This is a genomic window from Streptomyces racemochromogenes (assembly GCF_044129415.1).
Lineage (GTDB): Bacteria > Actinomycetota > Actinomycetes > Streptomycetales > Streptomycetaceae > Streptomyces > Streptomyces racemochromogenes_A.
The window spans coordinates 1-5555 of sequence record NZ_JBBDHD010000235.1 but is presented as its reverse complement, the minus strand read 5'-3'; the positions used below and the strand labels follow the sequence as shown (position 1 = coordinate 5555).

Sequence of the window (5555 nt, the reverse complement as noted above, 5' to 3'; positions counted from 1 at the left end):
CGTCGCGGCCCTGGCCGCCGAGCTCCGCGAGCGCGGCTGGGCCCTGCGCCGGCAGTAGTCCCGGGGTCCCGGGCGGGTCCCACAGCGCTGCGCGCTGTGCCAACGAACCGCCTCGCTTCGCTCGGCGGGGCTCGGCTTCGCCGAGCCAGAGCCGGCCCCTTCGGGCCGGTGTCCTCCGCTTCGCTGCGGACGACTCGGGGTTCCGCTGCGCTCTACCCCGAGCGGCCCGGCTTCGCCGGGCCAAAGGTCCCCGCGCTCCGCGCGGGCTGACCCCGTTTCACGGGGTCCGGGTTCTCCGGCCCGTTGGGGTGTCCGCTTCGCTCCCACCCTGTGTCCTTCCGGCTCCGCCTACAGGACCAAGGCCCGCTGACGCGGGCAAGCCAGCAGCAGGGTTGGTCACTCCCCGGAGGTGTCCATCTCTGTCCACGGCTCAGACGGGTAGACATCCCGTGGCCTGGGATCCGTCGACGCTACGAGTTCAGCCATACAAAAGAGCCGGTCCCAGTATGCCGGGCTATCACCATCACCAAGCACAGAAAGAATCTGACTGAGTTGAGACCCACGCCAATGCAGGACCCTGTAACCCCGGACATCCAGCCTGCCGGCATTACTCAGCCATGTATGCACACACCCGGCGATGTCCGCGTCGACCATGACAAGGTCGAAACCAGCCCGGTCGGCACCAGCAAGACCAGGCGGGAAAGGCGCACAGCGGTGCTCCTCCCACAACGAAGTCACAGCGGCAACGGGATCCATGTCGTGGCTCATCCCCTCGATCATCACCCAGGGCCGCCGAAGACGCACCTGCTTTTACCGGTACTGGGCAACCCCGTTTCCGCCTAGCCCGGGCCTGCGGCTGCCCTTGACGTCGGCCCTACTCATCGTCAGCCGGATCCAGCCTCCTGCGATAGGCGTTTGCTTCAAACTGGACTCGGATGGACTCTGGAAGGACACACATCCACCGATCGCCCACCGGGCTGCTGCTGTCGTGTCGCGGATCAGCGAAACTGGCTGGGACTGGGACCGCGCTTCCCTGATGGCTACGGCCGTTGTCCGATCGAGGCATCCTTACAGGGGCGTTCTTGACCGCAAAGATCGCCGGTCGTGGCAGAATGAGGGCATGACTATCCGAAAGGCTCATGCCGCGTAGGTCCCCCGGCCGCATCAGAAGGGAATCGCAAGGTCCTACCCGTCAGGTTCGGCAACCCCCGCCATCAGCGCAGTACCACGCGACGCGATCACCGTTCGTACCACGCATCGGACCCGGGAGCGGCACCCTAGTGCTGTCTTCCGAGCCTTATGAGAGCTGGCAGCCACTTGCAGTCAGATTTCTCGGTGCCTCGGCTCACCAGTATCAGAGCCACAGCTATGTCAACTGCACTCAATTGCTGAGGACGGCTCCGCACGACTTCTGGGCACATTTGAGGACACTGCTGAACGAGCGTGGTCTGGCCCCTGCCGACATGGTTCTTGTCTACCTCTTGCAGTCCGGGGTTGAGATCGAGTCTGGTGTCCTCCTGTCGGACGGCGGCCGTGTCTACGACTTCGACCTAAGGTGTAACCGGACAGCAGCCGGCACAGAGAGCGCGGTCCAAATCGAGCGCTGGCTCGACATCACCGACCGGTGGCAGACGACACCCTTCAGTTCAGAGATCGCGGACGCCTTCATCTGGCGTCCGCCTTCGCGCCACACGATCCTGACCGCTTCGAGCCAGGTGATCAGACGGACTTCGCCGTGTTTCCTGAGGGCCACGCCTGGATGGGGTCCGGCGTCTGCTAAGGGATGGCCCGATGAAGATCATTGAGGCTGAACTGTCCGCATCACACCCGGCGCTGATCGAGAAGTGGACCAGCTACCAGGTGCTCGACACCGAACGGCAGGACCGGCGACGCGGCTACGTGGCCGCCTGGCGGTACCGGAAGCGTGAGGGGGACCTGGATCCCGTACGAGCACACGGAGGGCGCCTACCCGCTGGATAGGTGACTGTCTGACCAGCGGCGCGCCTACGGGTCCAGGACGAGGACCGGGCAGCGGGCCCTGGACCTGGAGCAGCTCGAGATCGTGTGGGACACCGCCGACACCGGTTTCGCCGAGAACCTGGCCGCCGCGCGGGCCTACTTCGAGCTGCACGGCACGCTGGCCGCTCCCCGGCACGCCACCGCCCTCGACAAGCCGGTGGGGCAGTGGCTCACCAACGTCCGCCGGCCCGGCGGGCTCGGCAAGGACCCCGTGCGCACGAAGCGACGGGCCGAGGCCCTGGCCGCGCTCGACGAGGACTGGAACCCCGGCGACGACGACCACGGGTGGACGGTGGACTGGCAACGCCACTACGCCTACCTAAGGGCTGTCCCGTAACGGTGTTCATGGGTGGGACGATCACCCCGTGGCTGTTGTGATCACTGCGTCTGAGCTGTCCTGGATACGCCCGTTCAGCGGCCTCACCCCTCGACAGTTCAGCAAGCTGGTCACTGTTCTGCGCCGTCGAGGTGCGCATGTAGCGCGCTCGGGGCGTCCTTGGACGCTTTGCTTCGAGGACCGCGTGCTACTGGTCGTTGCGTCCTGGCGGACTAACCTGACGATGCGACAGCTCGCGCTGTTGTTCGGTGTTTCGAAGTCCACGGTCGACCGCGTAGTTGATGACCTGGGGCCGCGCCTGGCATTGATCCAGCGGCAACGCTTCCACAAGGGCACAGTGCTCATCGTGGATGGCACGCTCGTGCCCACTCGCGATCACACCCTCGCCCAGCGATCCAAGAGCTACCGCTACTCCACCAACCATCAGGTCGTCATCGACGCGGACACCCGCCGGGTCGTAGTTGTCGGCCGGCCGCTGCCCGGAAGCCGCAACGATTGCAAGGCCTGAGAGGAGTCCGGCGCCAAGGCCGCTGTCGGTGGCGCAGTCACGATTGCCGACGGCGGCTATCCAGGGACTGGCCTCGTGATCCCCCACCGCCGCGAGCGCGGGCAGGCCGAACTCACGCCCTGGAAGGAAGAGCACAACAGGTCTCACAAACAGGTCCGCGCCCGAGTCGAGCACGTCTTCGCACGTATGAAAACGTGGAAGATTTTCCGTGACTGCCGCCTCAGAGGCGATGGCGTCCACCACGCCGTGCTGGGCATCGCCCAGCTGCAGAATCTTGCTCTGACCCAGTGAGCGAGAGGGTCAGCCCAGCTCAGCCACGTCGGAGCCAGCCGGCTTCGGGGGCCTCTGGTGACCGCACTCCAGCCGGGTCCCGTTGGCGTCCGTCACTGTGTACTTCAGGACGATCTTGGTCGGGTCGCCGTCCTCATAGGGCCACACCGTGATGCCTCCCTCCCAGACGAGGGTGGAGAACCAGACATCGATCCCCTCGGCTTCAGGCGCGATTGTGAAGACCTCCCCGGGTTTCAGATAGAAGTCCTCACCGTACGGCTCGATGAAGAGACAGAGATCGCCCTCGCCTGCGTTCTCCACAGGCAGCCTGCTGCGTCCCACTCGTCCCCCCAAGACCGCCACTCCGATGCGCCGCTCCACAGTATCCGCCCACACTAACCCCGCCGGGCTCAGGCAGCCCTGTCCCTCCAAGTCCGTTGCGGGACAGCCCTTAGCCCCTATCCCGGGCGGCGCCGACGTGCCCGTGGCACGGTGGCAAGGCGACGAGAGGTCCACACAGGGCGGGCCCGGCCGGTCGACAGCGCCCCCGGCCGGGCCCGCCGCGGACCTCCCAGTGTCCGAGGCGACCTACGAAGGCGCCGGTGGCGGGCAGGATGCGAGCCCCATCGGCTCGTGGGTGCGGAGGGCAAGAGGGGGATACGGCTGGTGAAGGCGGTGCCGGAGCTCGAACAAGTCGCGCATGCTCCCCACCTGAGCCAGATGGCGCAGCAGGAAGTCGACGTGGCGGTCGTCGCCGCGGCGTACTGCCTGGAGGATCTCCTCGATGAGGCGGGCGGCAGTGTGCGGTGCGGTGTGCGGAAGGATCTACATTGGGGGCCTACCCGTTGGGGGCGGTGGACACCTGCCCGGCTGCACCCGCGGCGCGTTCTCCTGGCCGAAGAGTGACACCTGAGCACGGCCGCGCGCAGCGGCGGGCCTTCGCGGGCCGTGGTGCGCCCTCGCCGTCCTGGCCGTCTCCCTCTGCCGTGCCACGGACGCCTGGCCTGGTTCCTCGGTGCCGCCGCTATGGGACGTCGCCCCGCCATACGAACCGGCTGGGGTAAACCCCATCGACCTCGGCCAGCTCGTACGCGCTGCGGCCACCCGGCCCGAACGCCCCCGCTCCGACATCAGCAGGGCGCCATCTGCCAGCTCCAGCCGCTCACGTCGAGCAGCTGGCCGTCCAGCGGGCCGCCCATCCTTGGTGAGCGCCGGGGGTGATCCGTTGTCGGCGTCCAGACGGGTCAAGGTCCGGCCCGACAGTCGGCGTAGAACCTCCGGCGGGTCCCTTCCGGGCGGCTGTGCAGGGACCGGTTCCGGCCGGCGGGTGATGTCGCAGGCTGCCGGTGCGGGTCGCTCAGACCATCGGTGGGAAGTTGTAGGTGTAGTCGTATGGTTCGTCCGGGTCGGCGGTGGCGGCGGGGTGTTTTTCACGTCGCGTACGGTCATGAGGACGAGTCCGGTCAGGAGCAGGACGACGCCGCTTGCGATGCACCACCATCCGGCGGCTGTCGGGTGGGAGTCCGCCATGGGGCCGCCGGTGTGCAGGAACGGCCCGGTCAGCAAGAGCACCATGCCGACAGCGATGAAGCCCACGGATGCCCGTTTCAGCCTGTCCACGCCGGTTTCCGGATCCGGTGGCGGCTGGACCGGCATCGATGGCGCCGCAGGGTTGCTGTGCCGGGTTGCGCCCCCGGCAACCCGCGGCTGGCCTGCAGCTTCGCCATCCTCGCGTGGGGCGGGGTGGCGGTCGAGGACCTGGCCGACGGCCAGCAGCGCCGGGGCGAGCATCCCACCGTCGGCGGGGTTGTCCCGGCCGGCTTCGGCTGCCGCGAGTTCCACCTGAAGGCCCACCAGGTCCTCGCGCAGCCGGGCGGACTCCATACGGAGCCGGTCGCGTTCCTGCCTCAGGGCAGTCGCCTCGGCGGCCGAGTCCTCCAGCAGGCCGTGGAAGGAGCGGATCTTGTCCTCCTGCGCGAGCAGGTCCCGGCGCAGGCGTGCTTCCTCCTGTTCCCGGGCGCGTAACTGGTCCTCGTGGTCGGCTCGGGCCCGGCCGAGCCGGGCGTCGAGGGCGGTGCGGTCGCGTTGGTGGGCGTCCTGCTGCTCTTGGAGGAGGGTGTTCAGGTGGGAGGTTTCTTCCTGGTGGTGCTGTCGCTGGGTGCGCAGTTCGTCCTCGGCGGTGGCCAGGGCCTGCGTCGTCCTCTCGTGGCGGGCCAGGAGGTCGTCGTAGTCGGCCTGCCGGCGGCGCTGCTCGCCGAGCACGTCCTCAAGGCGGACCTGGAGGCGGTCGTGGAGGAGGACGGTCTCCTCGTATGCGTCGGCCATCACCAGGCGTTCGGCGAAGGCCGGGTGTGCCTCCCCCAGGGCCGCGGTGTGCAGGCGCAGCGACAGGGCCCGGACCTCCTCGCTCGCCCCGCAGAG

At 68.0% G+C, this 5555-nt stretch carries 5 protein-coding genes and 1 pseudogene; 5 read left to right on the top strand and 1 reads right to left on the bottom strand.

Annotated features, from left to right (window positions below; translation table 11 throughout):
• The first annotated feature begins 1791 nt into the window (after nt 1-1791).
• From WDV06_RS36080 to WDV06_RS36070, 3 genes and pseudogenes are all read left to right on the top strand, one after another.
• Entirely contained in the window at nt 1792-1980 is a 189-nt protein-coding gene (locus WDV06_RS36080) for a hypothetical protein (protein ID WP_395514034.1), read from the top strand.
• An 82-nt stretch (nt 1981-2062) separates the two neighbouring features.
• Entirely contained in the window at nt 2063-2356 is a 294-nt protein-coding gene (locus WDV06_RS36075; protein ID WP_395514033.1) for a helicase associated domain-containing protein, read from the top strand.
• Between the two features lie 28 nt (nt 2357-2384).
• Nucleotides 2385-3155 (top strand): annotated as a pseudogene (locus tag WDV06_RS36070) (transposase).
• Between the two features lie 9 nt (nt 3156-3164).
• Here the strand turns inward: WDV06_RS36070 and WDV06_RS36065 are convergent.
• Nucleotides 3165-3455 carry a hypothetical protein gene (locus WDV06_RS36065; protein WP_395514032.1) on the bottom strand — a complete coding sequence of 97 codons (291 nt, stop codon included), beginning with the start codon at nt 3453-3455 and terminating at the stop codon, nt 3165-3167.
• A 1356-nt stretch (nt 3456-4811) separates the two neighbouring features.
• Here WDV06_RS36065 and WDV06_RS36060 point away from each other — a divergent pair.
• Nucleotides 4812-5159, top strand: coding sequence for a hypothetical protein (locus WDV06_RS36060; RefSeq protein WP_395514031.1), 348 nt, complete (start codon nt 4812-4814; stop codon nt 5157-5159).
• A 9-nt stretch (nt 5160-5168) separates the two neighbouring features.
• The coding region (locus tag WDV06_RS36055) for a hypothetical protein (protein WP_395514030.1) at nt 5169-5555 on the top strand (387 nt) is incomplete at its 3' end.

Bases quoted from the DNA above. Each gene is read 5' to 3' on its own strand.
- WDV06_RS36080 (WP_395514034.1), top strand. From the start codon at position 1,792: ATGAAGATCATTGAGGCTGAACTGTCCGCATCACACCCGGCGCTGATC.